Annotated in this window: 15 protein-coding genes; 13 read left to right on the plus strand and 2 right to left on the minus strand. The window is 53.8% G+C overall.

Going from position 1 to position 17086, the window contains the following annotated elements; genetic code table 11:
* Window positions 1-7 precede the first annotated feature (7 nt).
* The 10 genes from AK2_RS08520 (at window position 8) to AK2_RS08565 (ending at window position 11282) form a co-directional block, all read left to right on the plus strand.
* Window positions 8-499 (plus strand): 3-phenylpropionate/cinnamic acid dioxygenase subunit beta, encoded by a 492-nt coding sequence (locus tag AK2_RS08520; protein ID WP_067933349.1) that lies wholly within the window; start codon window positions 8-10, stop codon window positions 497-499.
* A gap of 72 nt (window positions 500-571) precedes the next feature.
* Window positions 572-1795, plus strand: a complete 1224-nt coding sequence (gene fdhA, locus AK2_RS08525) for a formaldehyde dehydrogenase, glutathione-independent (RefSeq protein ID WP_067933350.1) — start codon at window positions 572-574, stop codon at window positions 1793-1795.
* Between the two features lie 66 nt (window positions 1796-1861).
* Complete coding sequence (locus tag AK2_RS08530; RefSeq protein ID WP_067933351.1) at window positions 1862-2737, plus strand: DUF1932 domain-containing protein; 876 nt, start codon at window positions 1862-1864, stop codon at window positions 2735-2737.
* Between the two features lie 26 nt (window positions 2738-2763).
* On the plus strand, window positions 2764-4254 hold the full coding sequence (locus AK2_RS08535; RefSeq protein WP_067933352.1) for an aldehyde dehydrogenase family protein: 1491 nt from the start codon (window positions 2764-2766) through the stop codon (window positions 4252-4254).
* Between the two features lie 57 nt (window positions 4255-4311).
* A complete protein-coding gene (locus AK2_RS08540; protein WP_067933386.1) occupies window positions 4312-5253 on the plus strand; it encodes a catechol 2,3-dioxygenase in 942 nt (313 codons plus the stop codon).
* A 38-nt stretch (window positions 5254-5291) separates the two neighbouring features.
* Entirely contained in the window at window positions 5292-5951 is a 660-nt protein-coding gene (locus tag AK2_RS08545; RefSeq protein ID WP_067933353.1) for a GntR family transcriptional regulator, read from the plus strand.
* Between the two features lie 379 nt (window positions 5952-6330).
* Complete coding sequence (locus AK2_RS08550) at window positions 6331-7605, plus strand: MFS transporter (protein WP_067933354.1); 1275 nt, start codon at window positions 6331-6333, stop codon at window positions 7603-7605.
* Window positions 7606-7705: 100 nt separating this feature from the next.
* The gene (locus AK2_RS08555) at window positions 7706-8338 is read left to right on the plus strand and encodes an isochorismatase family protein (protein ID WP_067933356.1); all 633 of its coding nucleotides are present in this window, start codon (window positions 7706-7708) and stop codon (window positions 8336-8338) included.
* A 252-nt stretch (window positions 8339-8590) separates the two neighbouring features.
* On the plus strand, window positions 8591-9925 hold the full coding sequence (locus AK2_RS08560; RefSeq protein ID WP_157076277.1) for a Rieske 2Fe-2S domain-containing protein: 1335 nt from the start codon (window positions 8591-8593) through the stop codon (window positions 9923-9925).
* A gap of 259 nt (window positions 9926-10184) precedes the next feature.
* On the plus strand, window positions 10185-11282 hold the full coding sequence (locus tag AK2_RS08565; RefSeq protein ID WP_067933358.1) for an MFS transporter: 1098 nt from the start codon (window positions 10185-10187) through the stop codon (window positions 11280-11282).
* Between the two features lie 89 nt (window positions 11283-11371).
* On the opposite strand, the gene AK2_RS08570 is transcribed toward AK2_RS08565, so the two are convergent.
* On the minus strand, window positions 11372-12307 hold the full coding sequence (locus AK2_RS08570) for a polysaccharide deacetylase family protein (protein ID WP_067933359.1): 936 nt from the start codon (window positions 12305-12307) through the stop codon (window positions 11372-11374).
* A 252-nt stretch (window positions 12308-12559) separates the two neighbouring features.
* Between AK2_RS08570 and AK2_RS08575 the strand changes: the two genes are divergently transcribed.
* Window positions 12560-13774, plus strand: coding sequence for a sensor histidine kinase (locus AK2_RS08575; RefSeq protein WP_067933360.1), 1215 nt, complete (start codon window positions 12560-12562; stop codon window positions 13772-13774).
* 26 nt (window positions 13775-13800) lie between these two features.
* On the opposite strand, the gene AK2_RS08580 is transcribed toward AK2_RS08575, so the two are convergent.
* The gene (locus AK2_RS08580; protein ID WP_067933361.1) at window positions 13801-14850 is read right to left on the minus strand and encodes an NAD(P)-dependent alcohol dehydrogenase; all 1050 of its coding nucleotides are present in this window, start codon (window positions 14848-14850) and stop codon (window positions 13801-13803) included.
* A gap of 326 nt (window positions 14851-15176) precedes the next feature.
* Here AK2_RS08580 and AK2_RS08585 point away from each other — a divergent pair, with 326 nt between their 5' ends.
* Window positions 15177-16433, plus strand: a complete 1257-nt coding sequence (locus tag AK2_RS08585; protein WP_067933362.1) for an MFS transporter — start codon at window positions 15177-15179, stop codon at window positions 16431-16433.
* Window positions 16434-16647: 214 nt separating this feature from the next.
* Window positions 16648-17086: GntR family transcriptional regulator (locus tag AK2_RS08590; RefSeq protein ID WP_067933363.1), on the plus strand; the 439-nt coding region annotated here is incomplete at its 3' end.

Here is a 17086-nt window from a genome sequence, read left to right on the forward strand (position 1 = left end):
CTGAACCATGACAATCCGGGATGAAATCGTGAATTTCCTGCATGATGAAGCCTTCTTGCTGGATGAACGCAGGTTTGACGAGTGGCTGGAGATGCTTGATGACTCGGTCGTGTATCGCATGCCGATGCGCGTGACCAAAGAGAAGGAAGGGGGGGACGACATTGTCGATGAGATGACTTACCTTGAGGAGACCAAGCAGAGCCTCATCACACGTGTCAATCGGCTGAAGACCACATCCGCATGGGCGGAGGACCCCCCGTCCCGAACCCGGCATTTCATCACGAACGTGCGGATCGAGCGCGAGGAACCGGAAGAGGTGCATGTGACCAGCTACTTTCACATGCTTCGCAGTCGCGGCAGCACCACGGAAGTGGAGCAGGTATTTGGAAAGCGAAGCGATGTGGTCAAGAAACGAGATGGCAATTGGCGGCTCGTGAGGAGGACCATTTATCCGGACCAGGCCATTCTGGGCATGAGAAATATCAGCAACTTCTTTTGATGGTTTGGCCATGAGGGGGGCTCGTGGCCCACGTGGAGATGTATGACACTTTGCGATGGGGAGTGATGCTGGATGGGCAACCGAGCCGTAGTGTACATGGGACCTGGTCATGTGGAAGTGCAGAATATTGATTATCCGGAACTCGTACTGAAAGACGGCCCTGGAGTGCATCCGTCGAATGTGGGCAGAAAGTGCGAACACGGCGTCATCATTAAGGTGGTGTCGACCAACATCTGTGGCAGTGATCAGCACATGGTGCGTGGACGCACCACAGCGCCCGTGGGTCTGGTATTGGGCCATGAGATTACCGGAGAGGTGATAGAGGTCGGACGAGACGTAGAGTTCATCAAAAAGGGCGATTTGGTCTCGGTGCCCTTTAATATCGCCTGCGGGCGCTGCCGGAATTGTAAGGAGAGAAATACGCACATCTGTTTGAATGTGAATCCCGATCGGCCTGGGGCCGCGTACGGGTATGTCGATATGGGCGGTTGGGTCGGTGGGCAAGCGGAATATGTGATGGTTCCTTACGCGGACTTCCAATTATTGAAGTTTCCTGACAAAGATCAGGCCATGGAGAAGATACTCGATTTAACGATGCTGTCCGACATCTTTCCGACCGGATACCATGGAGCTGTCAGTGCCGGTGTGACCACCGGATCGACGGTGTACGTGGCCGGGGCCGGACCCGTTGGGCTTGCCGCAGCGCACTCGGCGCAGCTGCTGGGGGCGTCCGTTGTGATTGTCGGGGATTTTAATGAAGAAAGACTGGCGCAAGCCAGAAGTTTTGGGTGTGAAACCGTTAACTTGTCCGAACACGATGACGTGGGTGAAATGATCGACGATATCCTGGGTGTGCCTGAGGTGGATTGTGCAATCGACTGTGTCGGTTTTGAAGCCCACGGTCATGGCGCCAACCACGAGGAAGCCCCAGCTGCCGTTCTCAACACCATCATGTCCGTGACGAGAGCCGGTGGAAAATTAGGCATCCCGGGCCTCTATGTGACGGGCGATCCGGGGGCTGTAGACGAAGACGCGAAAATTGGCTCTCTGAAGATCAGGATTGGGCTCGGTTGGGCGAAGGCACACCATTTTGTCACTGGGCAAACGCCTGTGATGCGCTACCATCGGGAACTCATGATGGCCATACTCAGTGGAAAGGCTCAGATTGCGAAAGCGGTGAATGCCACGGTGCTGCCGCTGGAGGAGGCGCCGAGGGGGTACAGAGACTTCGACCGAGGGGCGGCGCGAAAATTTGTCTTAGATCCGCACGGTCTTCTGAGCAAACATCGTGCGTAGGAACGGGTGGCACGGCAAAAACGTAAGTCACATGGCAACGAGTCATCCGAGAGAAGGTAGATGTGAATGCGTATTGGATTCATTGGTTTTGGCGAGGCTGCGTCATCCATAGCCACCGGTCTTCATGATGAAGGATTGACGGGCATGCTGGCGTTCGATGTAGCGGACAGCGAAATCCTCCGTGAACGAGCATCGGCCGCCGAGGTTACTCTGACGGAAAGCCTGAAGGACCTGGCGGAATCCAGCGACGTCGTTCTCTCCATGGTGACGGCCGCTTCCGCCCTGTCGGTGGCTAAGACCGCGGCCGGCTTCATGCGCCCGGGTACCATCTACGCGGATCTGAATTCATGTTCCCCCCGGACAAAACAGGAAATCTTCAACGTGGTGGCTGAATCGCGCCGGGACGTTGCGTTCGCCGGCGTGGCCGTGATGTCAGCCGTGCCACCCTGGAAGCATCGGGTGCCGATGGTCGCTGACGGTCCGGGGGCGCCCCGGTTGCAAGCGTCCCTGAAGCCCTATGGCATGCGTATCGATGTTTTGCCAGGGCCAGTGGGAGCCGCAGCTGCGTTGAAAATGTGTCGGAGTGCCATTTTGAAGGGCATGGAGGCCCTGTTTTTGGAGGCCCTTTTAGCCGCCGAATCCGTGGGGGTTGGCGAGCAGGTGTTGACGTCGCTCGACGCGTCCTTTCCGGAGAACCGCCTGTCTGAAATCGTGAAATATCTGCTGGGCAGAAACATGGCTCACGGAATCAGACGCGCCGAAGAGATGGCGGAGGTGGCTGCGACTTTCCGAGAGTTGGGGATTACTCCATTCGCTGCCGGAGGAGCGGCGGACAGATTGGCCTGGGCGGCGCGCGTCTGTCCGGCGCCGGAGCGGAGCCAGGTCGGATCGTACGAGGAGTGGTTGCGTATACTTCTCAAATCAGGTCAGGAGTCCATGTAATCAGATGCATACGACAAGAGAGGAGTATGATTCTGATGGAAGCTACTGAAACCGTTGTGGTAAGCGCAATCATCAATGGGGAACAGGTGTCCACAGAGAATCAATACCCGCGGGAGAATCCTGCGAATCCAGACGAAATCGTTGGCTATGGCCCCATGAACACTCGGGAAGACGCCGTTCGGGCTATTGAGGCGGCAGCTGCCGCTTTTCCAGCGTGGTCGCAAACACCTGTGCAGGAGCGCATCCGGAGAATGCAGCGGGCGATTGAGGGGCTCAAGGCGGCATCCGACAGGCTCATACCCTTGCTGTGCCGCGAGCACGGCAAGCCCTTGTACGACGCTGGCGGCGAAATGTTCGTCACAACCATGTGGATGGAGCATGCCTGCTCCATAGCTGAGGAAGCTCTTCGAGAGCAGGTATCCGTTCATGAAGCGGGAAAGACCATCATTACACGTGATCCTATCGGGGTGATTTCCGCCATATTTCCATGGAACTACCCACTCGCCCTTTCTACCATAAAAATTGCACCTGCCCTCTTGGCTGGCAACACCATCGTTTTGAAGCCGAGTCCCTACGCACCGCTGGCGGTGAGTCAGGCGATTGAGATCATCGCGAACGAGTTCCCTCCAGGTGTGGTCAACATGGTGCACGGCGGGGCGGACGTGGGAGTGGAGTTGACCACAAATCCATTGGTCTCCAAGGTCGCCTTTACAGGCGGCACCGTGACCGGTCGTAGCATCATGAAATCGGCTGCCGATACGCTCAAAAATGTCACCTTGGAGTTGGGCGGCAACGACGCGGCCGTCATTCTTCCGGAGTTCAATGTCGACGATGAGCGCGCCATGCGTCGTTTGGTCATATCGAATTTCCTGACCGCTGGTCAGATTTGTATGATTGCGAAGAGAATCTATGTCCACCGCTCCATCCATGAGAAGTTTATTGATAGATACGTTCAGGCGGCAAACAAGTGGATTCGCGTCGGAAATCCGTTCAATCCAGATGTAACCATTGGGCCCGTGAACAACAAGCGACAACTGGAATATGTCCAAAGTCTGATTCGGGGCGCCGAGAGTCACGGTGCCAAGGTGATTCCACTTGGACGGATATTGGATCCTGACCTTTTTGAACGAGGCTACTTCATGCAACCCACGCTCGTCCTGCCTGTCGACTACGACGATCCGATTGTGGTCGAGGAGCAGTTTGGTCCCACCGTGCCGGTGTTGCCGTACGACGACGAGGAACAGGTGATCTCCCTGGTGAACAACAGCATTTATGGACTGACGAGTTCTGTGTGGGGCGATGAAGAACACGCCCTTCAGGTTGCGCGCCGCATTCAGGCGGGCACCACGATGATTAACACGGCGGCTGTTCAGGGACTGGATGTACGCTTTCCTTTTGGCGGAGTCAAACAGTCAGGCATTGGCCGGGAGTATGGGGTAGAGGGATTGACAGCCTATACGGAACTGCACGTCATCAATATTCCTGCCCACGGAGAATTGCCAAATATTCCGGAGTGATGGGCAAGGTAAGGATTCGTGGGGATAGAAAAGAGGAGGATACTTGTGTTGGAACCGATGTTTGAAATCGCCCATCTCGGTCATGTGGAGCTCCTTACGCCGGTCCTGGAGAAAAGTGTGTGGTTTTTTCGCGACGTGTTGGGCATGGAAGTGGTCGACGAAGACAACGTGTCCGTCTACATGCGTTGTTGGGGGGACTATGAGCGCTATTCACTGAAGGTGACGCAGTCACCTCAACCTGGTGTAGGCCATACAGCGCTGCGAACGATGAGTCCAGAGGCACTGGACCGCCGGGTTGAAGCCCTCCAAGCTCGGGGTGTGGACGGGAAATGGGTGGAAGGAGACCACGGGCACGGTCCCGCCTATCAATTCTTTGGGCCCGACGGCCACCTTATGGAACTGTACTATGAAACCACTTACTACCAGCCACCGGCGGAGCTTCGTCCGACACTGAAAAATCAACCTCAGAAGTTTACAGGTCGTGGCGCCTCGGTGAAGACTCTCGACCATGTGAATTACCTGTCTTCCAATCCGGAAGCAGACGGTCAGATGGTTGAGGACGTGTTGGGCCTGCGGCTGACGGAACAGATTGTTCTGGATAATGGCCGCCATGCCGGTCTATGGTACCGTGTCGCCAACAAATCGTATGATCTTGTGTATACCCATGATGAAACCGGTGCCAAGGGCCGGCTGCACCACATCGCGTTTCGTGTGGACAGCAATGAGTCGATCTGGCGCGCCGCCGACCTGTTTGTCGATCATGATATTTACATTGAGTTTGCACCGAGCAAACACGCTATCAACCAAACCCATTTTGTCTATGTGTATGAGCCAGGAGGAAATCGTATCGAGGTGTGCTCCGGCGGGTATCTTGTCCTGGCGCCGGATTGGCAACCGATTACGTGGACAGAGACCGAACGCAAACGCGGGCAGGCCTGGGGCAATCCGACAGTAGCGAGCTTCCATCGCTACGGTACACCTGTGGTCGAGGGGGTATAATAAAGACATCCAATAAGTAGAGGATGGGAAGCTTCGCTATGTCGACCATACCGCAGACAGGTTTATTGACGGAAGAAGAGTGCTATCAGCGTCTCCGCAAGGCAATTGTCGAGGGGACTCTGATGCCGCATCAGCACTTGGTGGAAATGGATTTGGTGAAGTCCATGAATGCCAGTCGCGCCACGGTTCGGACGGTGTTGGCGAGGCTGGAGCAGGAGGGCCTGGTGGAACGGGAGCGTTACCGCGGTGCGCGTGTACGCATGGTCACCCAAGCCGAGGCCGCAGAGATTTTGGAAGTCAGGGCGGCGTTGGAAGCACTCATCGCTCGGCACGCCGCGATGCGCGCCACGGACGCAGATGTCACGGTGCTGAAAGAGATCTTGGAGGACATGCGACGCTGTCAGGAGCGCAACGACCTCATCAGCTATTCCGAAGGGAATGCTCGGCTGCATCGCAAGTTGGTGGAGATTGCAGGGCATCAGACGGCAGGACGCTTGTTGGACACGTTAAGTTCGCAAAGTGTGCGCTATCAATACCGCACCATCATGGCTGAAGGACGCCCGGAGAACTCCCTGCGTGAACACAAGGAGATTGTCGACGCCGTGGCCGCACGGAATCCTGATGCGGCCGAAGAGGCGATGAAAATCCACTTGGCCCACGTGTGTGAGACCGTGCGGCAGATGAAGCCAGGTTTGTAGGAGAGTTAGACGACAGGGCTGTTTTGACCTCTCAATTGTTAATCATTATGTTCACGATATGGATGACTTGAGGAACTGCTGGCCGGCTGTTGGTGGTACTCCCATCGAAGCCGGCCACCTTCTGCTATGGGTATTTGAGTGGATTCACATGTGGTTGGGCACCTTCATTCCAGGTTTCACGTCGGTGCCACAACAAAAGTTCTCTCATGTTCCGAATGGAGGAACACGGAGATTCCTTTTTGAGGAATACGGAGGATAGTGTGTTGAACAGAGCGGAAAGGAGGTTGGGCCATTCTTGTGAAAGCGATTACTAGAGAATGGGGCGGTGGGGCTTCGGTGTTCTTCCAGAATAACTCATGAAGAAGGGATGGTGTGCAGTATGGCGAGCGGATCGAAAAAATCGTTTTTTCGATATGAAAACGCTGTCGTTCTGATGATGTTTTTTACCTTCGGCTTTGTCTTTATGGAGCGGCTGAGTGTTTCTTTTCTATTTCCGTTCTTTGGTCCCGAATTGAAAATGAATAATGCAGACCTCGGATTGATGACTTCCATATTGGCGATTTGCTGGTCCCTGTCCGGATTCGTATTTGGTTCCCTGTCAGACTTGATTGGATCGCGTAAGAAAGTACTGCTGCCGATTACATTGGCATTCTCAATTTTCTCCTTTTTAACAGGTATCGCAAGGAGCATCGGCTCAATGCTGGTGATTCGCGGTCTGATGGGTGTATCCGAAGGCCCGGTTCTTCCGATTGCCCAAGCTTCTGTAGTTGCGGACTCACAGCCGCACCGGCGAGGGTTCAACATGGGCTTTGTGCAAAGTTCTTTGGGTTTGATTGGCTCTGCGGTCGCACCGCTGGTTTTGACCTATGTGGCCACAAAGTATTCATGGCATGCGGGTTTTTACCTGGCCGGTGTACCGGGATTAATCATGTTCTTTGTTCTGCTCTTTTGGATGAAAGAGCCCAATCGTAGGATGTCGAAAGAACAGTTGGCGAAACATGAACATCGGCTTCGCCGTGAGGATTACCCGGTTGTCTTCCGCACGAGGAACGTCTGGATTACCATGTTTATTGCTGTATTTATGATGACGTGGCTCTTCGCATTTACCACGTTCGCACCGACCTTCCTAACTGAACACGACAAATTCTCCGGCACCCAGATGGGCGTTATCACAGCATTTATGGGCCTTGGCACCTTCTTTTGGGGATTCGTTGGCCCCTGGATCTCTGACAAATGGGGACGTAAGCCGACGCTGATTTTGTTCTCGTTTATCGCAGTGCTTTCACCGGTATGTTTGGCCCTCGTTCACGGGTCAGTCGCGGTAATGAGCATTATCGGATTTTTGACCTGTGTCGGTCAGGCGTGCTTCCCACTGTTCATGGTTGTTGTTCCGAGCGAATCCCTGTCTCCGAAGTATGTCGGTACCGCCGTCGGTTTAGTTCAGTTGGTTGGTGAATTGATAGGCGGAACAGCAGTACCGACTATCGGCGGGATTGCGGCAGACCATTATGGATTGGTTGCGCCGTTGTGGATTGCGGCTGGCGGCGCGTTTATAAGCGCTTTAATTGCGTTTGCCATCAAGGAGACCGCCCCGGTGAAAAACCGCTGGTCAAACCGCAATGTCGGCGAGGGAGTGTCCACGCCGCTTCTGTGATAAACGGGAAAGCATACTGAACGACGGTGCCGTTCTGGATTATCGTCGCTCATCATGTTGATGATTGTGTTGACAGAGAGATTGAGTTGGGGGAATGCACGTGGTTCCATACACAAGTGAGTCGATTTGGCGGGTGGATCCGCTGCGGACGGCGTTGTTGGTGATTGACATGCAAAATGACTTTGTCCGTCCAGGGGCTCCCATGGAGGTCCCTATGGCGCGTCGATTCCTTCCCAATATGCAACGGATTCTCCGCGCTTGCCGCAGTCATGGCGTACCTGTGATTTTTACTCAACACATTCTCTATGATCACGTGAATGTCTCCCCTCTGGAGCTACGCATCCAGCCGCACTTGCAACGCGCGGGCATCCGTTACGGCACGGAAGGCGTTGACATCGTTTCGGAATTACAGCCCCTAGCCGAGGAGTTTGTGGTGCCCAAGCACCGTTATGACGCGTTTTACAATACCCAACTCGAGACGCTTATCCGTACCGCGCGTGGCCCTGGGCAGGTTGACACGGTCATCATCACAGGGACGGTGACCAGCATTTGCTGTGAGAGCACAGCGCGCAGCGCCTATATGCGGGACTTGAAGGTGGTCTTTGTCAGCGATGCCAACGGTGGATTCGATGAGGCGTCCCAGCAGGCGACGCTGGAAACGATCCGGCGTGCCTTCGGACGTGTGACCGATACGGACACTGTCGTGGCCGAGATGGACGCCAGCGAATCATGAACGCTGCAGCCCACGGGAGGCTGAGAAGGATTTCGTCTCAGCCTCTCCTGCCGGGCTTTCAGTACAAACGATTCATAATACGTCATTGACGTAGACCTGAATAATCTGTATACTCTATTTAAATTCAAAATTGTTCAACATAATTGTTGATGCATATCCGTTCATCTGACGCGACCACAATCCTCTTCCATGCAGGCATGGCGATCACACGCAAATGGGTAATCTGGTCATGAAGTCGAAGGAGGGGACATCATGTTAAGTCATGAAGACAATGAGATGCTTTGTCGTGTCGGACCGGGGACCCCAATGGGCAATCTCATGCGACAGTACTGGATACCTGCCTTGCTGTCATCTGAACTTCCGGATCCAGACTGTGATCCTGTCCGTGTGATGTTGCTAGGGGAAAAACTAATAGCTTTTCGAGACAGTTTGGGACGCGTTGGTCTGATACAAAACCATTGTCCCCATCGAGGTGCCAGTTTGTTCTTTGGACGCAACAGTGAGTGCGGTCTACGGTGTGTCTACCATGGGTGGCAATTCGATGTGTACGGAAATTGTATCGACATGCCTAACGAACCTCCAGAAAGTGATTTTAAAAACAAGGTGAAAGCGGTGGCATACCCATGCGTGGAGCGTGGCGGGCTGGTGTGGGCTTATATGGGGCCACGCAAGACCCCGCCCCCTCTACCAGACATTGAGGTCAACCAGTTGCCGGATGGTGAGTGTCTGATTCAACCGAGCCTTGCAGAATGCAACTGGATGCAAGCGCTTGAGGGCGAAATCGATACGAGTCATGCTGGATTCTTGCATTTTGGTTCTATTATGCCGGAAGATACTCAAGAAGGCACATTTCTGCATTACACGGTGAAGGATAGGGCTCCGCGCTACGCAGTGGTAGACACGGAATATGGGGCTATGTATGGAGCGTACCGTCCGGCAAAACCCGGTTATGTATACTGGCGTATCGCCCATTTCGCGTTTCCATTCTATACTCAACCCCCTGAGGGGGTACTGGGCCACAGTGTGATTACGAATGCCTGGGTTCCCATGGATGATAACCATACCATGGCTTACATCATGATTCGCAAGAATAAAGATGAAACTGGAAGGCCGAGCCGTTTGCCAATCCAGGGCACATCCCATAAATATCCGAGCATGCAGGTGCCGATGTTGCCGAATACGACAGATTGGTTTGGGCGATTTCGGCCAGCAGTGAATGCGGGCAATGATTACCTGATTGACCGTGATGTGCAGCGTGGTCAGGACAACTACTCAGGAATTAAGTATTTAGCCACCCAGGACAGGGCCGTTCAGGAAAGCATGGGTCCCATCTATGACCGTAGCCAAGAACATCTGGCGAGTTCCGATACCATGGTCATTCGTGTCCGCAGGCGTCTGCTGGCTGCCGCACGAGCCCTGCTGGAAAAGGGGACGGTTCCGCCCGGTGTCGATCAGCCCGAAGTTTACCGCAACCGTTCAGGCGGAGTCTTGTTGCCGGAAGGGGCCGATTGGATCCGTGACACAGAGGAGTTACGCAAGGCGTTCGTTGAACATCCTGAGATTCCTCTACAACAGCCACAACCATGATGGCACGAGACGAGATTCGACAATATGATTCACGGATTGGGTTCACATAAAGCGATACGATCAGCTGACATCTTGGGCGCCGACATCCTCGCTCCGGATGCCGGCGACTTTCTCCCCTTTTGTTTCACCAAAGATCCAGATGAGTGCTAGTGACGCAATGCCGGATGGGGAGCAATAGGAGATTCCCGAAGCATGGACATGGTTTGATTCCCCGTATGAGAAGAGGCATAAAGAAGTCGACATCAATGGCTTGACTGAGATGGATGCTGGTATCGCGGAGTTGGTCAAAGGCAGACATCACTCCGTATCTCATATGCAGCCAGTCTCCTCTTTTATTGTTGGAGCGATTCTCGCTTTTTCGCTACTCTCTTTTCTTTCCGGCGTGGCTGCGACTTTTATTATGCTCCTGGGGATTCGGGCCATCATGGGGCTTACAGAAGGCCCGGTATTACCAGTAATGCAGTCCATCATGGCGGTGGAATCTTCTGAATCACGCCGGGGGTTTAACATGACTGTGTTGCAGAGTGTTTCAGGCACATTAATTGCTACAGTGATTGCACCACCCATCTTGGTAGGATTGGCAAATGCGTACAATTGGAGAGTAGCATTCTTCCTGACACTTGTCCCGGGGCTCATCATTTCTATCTTTCTGGCCAAATTTTTGAGAGAACCGAAAAACATAGAGATTCCACATTCCGTTGTTCGACAGAGGTCTAAGGGACGTATAAATTATGGGGAGCTGTTTCGGAATTCTAATGTATGGGTTTGTCTGGCGCTTGCAGTCTGTATGAATCTATGGTTTATGTCTATCTTCACTTTTGGCCCTCTCTACCTGACTGAGGCTCGGCATCTGTCGCCTACCATGATGAGTCTAATAATGAGTGCGCTGGGCTTGGGCGGCACGGTCTGGGGACTGATTGTGCCCGCATTGTCTGACCGTTTCGGAAGAAAACCCATTATGGTGATCTTTTCAGCGATTGCCGGACTTACGCCATTTTCCTTGTTAGCTGTATCCAATACCACGTGGCTCATCGTGTGTGTCGTCTTGTTCAACGTCATTGGGGGGCCGATGGGTCTGTATATGGCGACCATACCGGCTGAGTCTGTTCCCGCCAAGTATATAGCAGGAACTATGGGGTTGATTCAAGGATTTGGAACCCTTTTTGCCATGTTCGCATCAACTATGGGCGGCATCTTGGCCGACCGGTACGGGTTGTCGATTGTCCTGTGGATTGGTGCCCTTGCCGCATTGGTCGCTGGGATAATCTCACTCCTTCTATATGAAACCGCTCCCGTTAAACTGAGGCGGAGGGCGTCAGGACTTCAGGTGACGCCAACAGAGGGATTTGGTGAGTAGTCAATCGATATTACTTAGTGGTTCAACAAGTCCATGATGTAAAATTACCGGCGCCTGTGCAGGCGCCGGTCTTTAGAATATGCAGAAAGCTACTCCTTCTGCGGTGCTAACGATGGGCTCAACCATTTTGCGAACTGGTGAATGCTTAACCCTTCATGAATGCCAATGCGACGTAGTGTATAGCGACCCTGGAAATTCGTCGAAGCATAGCCCCAGTTGGACGTTACAGCCATCTTATATCCTGCCTGTTGCACCGCCCGGATGACCCGCGCATCATAGCTGCCATACGGATACGCAAAAAAGTCGACGGGACGTCCTAAAAGCTTCGTCAAGATCTTTTTGGACTCGGTGAGTTCGTACTTAATACGACTTGTACTGCATTTGGCAAGGTACGGATGATCCACCGTGTGAGACTCAATCTCGAACACGCCACTCCTCTCCATCTCCAACAGATCCTTGGCTGACAGATACCCCGGCCGATTGATAGCTTTCGTGACCATATTTTCCGTCGCGACAAAATGATATTTCCGAAGGATGGGGAACGCCATGGTGAAATTGCTCACGTGTCCGTCGTCGAAGGTGATCACGACGGGACGCGAAGGCAAAGGTGTATGGTATTTCATCGCGTCATACAGCTGATCCAAGGTGATGGTATGAAAATGATGGGTCTTTAAAAAATACATCTCCTGAGCAAATTGTCCCGGATTTAGCGCCCATGGCCAGTGCGGCCTGTAGGCTGTGTCGTGATATTCAAGAATCGGTACTCTTGAAGGAAATACGCCAGATTGACTCATTTTCGAAACTGTGACTGTGGCAGTCTGTTTTGACGCTGGGCGCGCATCCAGGTTCGATAGCTTGTGCTTCTCCGCAGCCTTGTGCACGGCGACTTTCGATCTCGTCACAGCATTCGAATCAGCCGCGACTCCAGTTGCGTTCGATTGTCCACACCCAAACAATCCGAATGTCATCAAAGGAACTAGTAGGGTCAATGCCAATCCGGACCGCTTCATATGGGCCAGCTTCATGGTGAGAGTACCACCTTAACCTTTAATTTGAGAGATGCCCCTCCAATTCACGCTGCTGGGCTCAAACACCGTGTCTTTTCACGGACAGACGTTAGGATAGGATAACGTGCTCAATAAAAACTCAAAATATCCTCCACAAAATCTCCACATTTACTCCATTGAATAGATTGGCGATTTGTAAACTGTAAACCATAATCAGGTTAGTGTAGTCCTTCATGATATACATTTGGGTGTGTGGGTAGGGATAGCGAATTGAACCTGCTGAACAACCGGCTAGACCTCCCTGCGCGCGGTATGTTCCGCCGCATGTACCGGCAAATTGTAGCCATTCTCGCCGTCAGCATGTTGATTCTCTTGATGCTTGTCGGATCGCTCGTATATGTTGAACTCAAAGTGCAAATGGAGAAAGACGGGGAGGTCGATCTGCAAACGGATATCTCGGAGCTACAGGCGCTCATCTCGTGGCTAACGCCCAATCCTTCTTGGACTTTCCCTGTCTACTCATATCTGCCTGACGACAACGGCAAGCGGCTATACTTTGTGGTGTTCGAGCACGGCACGGTATGTATCGAATCGTATCACCCGCCCATTCCCAGCAATTGCTTGCCTAGAGAAGTTCCTGCTGATCAAGAGCGGTTGGCCTATCGGATGTTCGAGTATCGAGGGGAACCGTATCAGGTGGTGGCCACTGCGTGGAATCATGCGGGGCGGATGTACAAGCTGTACTTGTACCAGTCGATTGTGAGCGAGCAACAGGTCCTTCACCACGCATTGTGGTTACTTATGCTCTCCGGATCCACCGGGGCGGTCCTGGCGATTCTTTTCTACCTATGGTTGGGCCGGCGTATACTGCGTCCGGCTAGTGAGTCCTGGCAGACACAGCAGTGGATGCTGGTGGAGCTTACACACGAGCTCCAGACGCCATTGGCTACCATCAATGCAGTGGTGGAGAGCCAAGTTCGCGACGCCGACCGCGGAAGGCTGGTCCGGGAAATTCGGCGGGCTTCAGAACTCATCAGCGATATTCTATATCTGTTTCGGCTCGAGAGCATGCCGGTCGAAGAGCGCGAACCAGTCGCTGTTTCCGATCTCACCGAAGAGGTAGCCGACCACATCGGGTGGCTGGCAGAGCGGCAAGGCATTACCCTGTCCGGATCCGCGGTACAGGGTCTGTATGTCTTATGCACACCCGATGAGTGGCGGCGACTGGTTAGCACGCTTCTGAAGAATGTGGTGGATTACGGCCGTCCAAGCCAGGCATCCTGGCGGTTGACAGTGGATGAGCGGTGCGTGCTACTGGTCGTAGAGAATGAACTGGATAAGCGCGATTGCGTGGCCGAGCCGGGACGGACGCACGGTTTTGGCCTAGACATCGTGCGCCGCCTGACCCAGTCGATGGGCGGCAATTTTATGATGGAGACAAATGGCCACACCGTGCGTGCCCAAGTACGTGTCCCCCGACTATGAGAAGTTGTAAGCGACAGCGCGCATGATTACACGGTCCGCATCGTGCTGATGTCGATCACGAACCGATACCGCACGTCGGAAGCCAGTACTCGCGCGTAAGCCTCATCGATCTTGTCGGCCGAGATGACCTCGATCTCGGCGCCAATGTGGTGTTTGGCGCAGAAGTCTAGCATCTCCTGAGTCTCCCGGATTCCACCGATTGTCGACCCAGCGAAAGACCGGCGCTGGTGGAGGATTGAAAACACGTTGAGCGACAACGGCTCCGCGGGAGCGCCGACGTTGACCAATGTACCATCCAGAGACAGCAAGGAGAGATAGGCATCGATGTCGATCTTCGCACTCACCGTATTCACGATGAGGTCGAAGGTACCGGTAAGCTTCTTAAACGTCTCCGGATCGCTCGTGGCATAGTAGTGGTCCGCGCCGAGCCGCAGACCGTCGTCTTTCTTCTTCAGCGACTGGGACAGCACAGTGACCTCAGCGCCCATGGCGTGCGCGAGCTTCACGGCCATATGACCAAGCCCGCCGAGGCCGACAATGGCTACCTTCTTACCGGGGCCGGCTTCCCAGTGGCGCAGCGGTGAGTACGTCGTGATGCCAGCGCACAAGAGCGGTGCGGCGACATCGAGCTCGAGACCCTCAGGGATTCTGAGGACGAAATCCTCGTCCACGACGATGTGGGTGGAATAGCCGCCCTGGGTGTACTGGCCGTATTTGTCGACGGCGGCGTAGGTAAGGGTATTTCCCTTGAGACAGTACTGCTCTTCTCCCTTGCGGCAGTTCTCGCATTCGCGGCAGGAGTCAACCATACAGCCGACACCGACCCGGTCCCCGACGGCGAACTTCGTGACCTCGGAGCCGACCTCGGCGACAATTCCGGTGATCTCGTGGCCGGGAACGAGGGGATAATTCACCGCTCCCCATTCGCCGCGAGCAGTGTGAATGTCAGAATGGCAGATGCCGCAGTACTTAATCTCAATGAGGACGTCACGAGGGCCGAGATCGCGACGATCGATGGTGGTCGCTTGGAACGGCTCCCCCGGACCAAAGGTGGCGCGTGCGTTGGCAGTAATCATAGCAGACAAACCTCCCACTATAGCTATTATTATCCTTTCGAAAACACTTCTTTTGCAACGATAATGGCAGACGGCCGAACATACAATGAGGCTATCACCTTCAAGTAAGACGAAGTCAAGAGATTTCGAGTGAAATTTTTTAAGGTGGATTTACAAGTTGGCAGTGGCCTTGTGGCACGTGCCTCTTCATCCCCGTGCGATTGACGCTCCTCCGTGTCAGCATTACACTGGTCGTGGTTTCTGGTGCGAACTGGTATCGCTCCATGCCTAGGAAACGTCCCACAATCTGACTGCCACAAGCGACGTGAAACGAAAGGCTTGATGAGATGACGTCCGCGAAACCACTGCAATCTTCGCCTGCGTTCATCATGTATCTGGCTGTGCTCATTGCCACCGACCTCACGGCACAAATGGTCTCCGTGGCGATGTCGTGGCAAATGTACACCCTGACACACGCCGCTTTGGATCTGGGATTGATTGGCTTAGTGCAATTCGCTCCCATGGTTTTGCTCACGTTTGTGGTCGGATACGTGGCGGACCACTTCAACCGCAAGCTGATTGTCAGTTTGTTCCTCGGCTTGGAAGCGGTCGTTTTCGCGGTGATGGCTATCGGCAGTGGTGAAGGCTGGATTACGCGCGGGTGGATCTTGGGCATGGTCTTTGTCCTCGGCATGGCGAACGCGTTTTTGGACACCACCATGCCTGCCCTCCTGGCCAACATTGTTCAAAAAGAACACTTTGCCAAACAAATGGCCCAAACCACCTCGGCTTCCCAGGTGGCCATGATGGTCGGCCCCGCCATCGGCGGCCTACTTTACGCGACCGGGCCCGCTACGGTCTACGGGCTGTCAGGAGCCATCTGCTGCGCGGCCGCCCTGATGATGATGCGGATGCGTGTACAGCAGCAGCCAGTCCCGCGTGAACCCGTCACGCTCGCCTCCGTACTAGCCGGACTCACCTTCATCCGCAGCAACCCGGTCATTCTCGGTGCCATTTCGCTGGACCTGTTCGCCGTACTGTTTGGCGGCGTAACCGCGCTTCTGCCCATTTATGCCAGTACCATCCTGCAGGTCGGGGCTTTCGGGTTGGGCATGTTGCGATCCGCTCCAGCCATTGGCGCCATGCTGATGTCGCTGTTTCTCTCCCGGCGCCCTATCGACTACCGAGTGGGACCCATCCTGTTTCTGTCAGTCTTCGTCTATGGAGTGGCCACCCTGGTCTTTGCCGTTTCCACATCTTTCACACTCTCCTTAGCAGCCCTGCTCACCCTCGGCGCATCGGATGTCATCAGTGTGGTCATCCGCTCCACCCTGGTGCTTTCGCAGACTCCAGACGCCATGCGCGGCCGAGTGAATTCGGTTAACCAAGTGTTCATCGGTACGTCCAACCAACTCGGCGCCTTCGAATCCGGACTGACCGCCGCCTGGTTCGGCGCCATCCCCGCTGCCATCATTGGCGGTCTCGCGACCATTGCCGTGGTCGTGTTATGGATCAAACTGTTCCCGCCCCTGTTTCGCGTGAACCAGTTTCAGACGAACAATCATGATCACAGCTTGCTTGATGAGACTCTGACGAACTCCTGAACGTTCCCGAGTGTTTCATAAATGATACCCCCTGTCGATTTGTCGTTGGCTCTTTCGACGCTTGCACCTATCGCAGTAGGCAGCCGGCTGTCCAGTGGGCGCCTTCTTTCTTCTGCGGACTGGTGTATCTTGACAGACTGGAAAGAGCAGGATTACAATGCGGACACAATTGTTCATCATAAGGCATCATACGCGCGACCAGGGGAGATGTACTATGGCTGGAAGAACTGAGATTGCATATCAATATCTGAAACAGCGGATATTGGATGGCACGTTTAAGCCGTCTCAAAAGCTAGTGGAGGTTGATATTGCGGAAACGATTGGTGTCAGTCGTAACACGCTAAAGAAAGCGTTGTTAAAGTTAGAACGGGAGAATCTTGTAACCATTGAGGAAAATAAGGGGGCCACCATCAAGTCTTTCACGTTGGACGAGATCATGAATTATCTTGAAATTCGAGAGGTCTTGGAAGGGTTGATAGCTCGTTCGGCTGCCGTCAACATTTCCAAGGCGGCTCTCCATAGATTGGAGCAACTTCTCAGCCAGATGGAAAATCGGTTGCAAGAGCGCAGGTTCGATGAGTATTCTAAAATGAATCAGATGTTTCACGATGAGATCTATGGCTCATCAAAGAATGTTGAAGCCGTTGAATTGG

Origin of the sequence: Alicyclobacillus kakegawensis NBRC 103104, from assembly GCF_001552655.1 — a bacterium.
Lineage (GTDB): Bacteria > Bacillota > Bacilli > Alicyclobacillales > Alicyclobacillaceae > Alicyclobacillus_G > Alicyclobacillus_G kakegawensis.